1 protein-coding gene is annotated in these 430 nt (G+C 33.3%); it reads left to right on the forward strand.

Annotated features, from left to right (window positions below; genetic code table 11):
• On the forward strand, positions 1-271 hold a 271-nt coding region (locus tag FDX22_RS30465), incomplete at its 5' end, for a hypothetical protein (protein WP_212732845.1).
• Positions 272-430 lie beyond the last annotated feature (159 nt).

Below are 430 nucleotides of genomic sequence, written 5' to 3' on the forward strand. Positions count from 1 at the left end.
ATATATGAAAAGCAACTACAAAAGTTTAAGGGCAGAAGAAAAAGCTAGTAAACATTACGCTAGAGGTGTCAGAAAGCTATCTAAAGAGCTTGAGGAAATGAACGAAACAAAGTATAGGGCAGAGCCTAACGAGTGCTTATATGGCTTGATAAGCGAATTATGGAGCTATTGGGGTAAAGGTTGGATCCTGCCTATGCTTAAATATAATATTGAAATTACAAGACAAGGCGACGTCTTCATTGTAGAAAGAGGAGTAAATGGAAACAATTAATATTAAATTTGATGAAAAACAGCTAGAAGAAGTTGTGAAAAAAGTTACTGAAAAACTTAAAAAAGAGAAAGATTCAGATACAGCAAAGGAAAAAGTGTCAGTAATGTATTTAGAATTTAATGAAGCAAATCATGCAAGCGAGAAAGGTAAACTTTACTT

This window comes from Citrobacter sp. TBCS-14 (assembly GCF_005280805.1).
Classification (GTDB): Bacteria; Pseudomonadota; Gammaproteobacteria; order Enterobacterales; family Enterobacteriaceae; genus Citrobacter; species Citrobacter gillenii.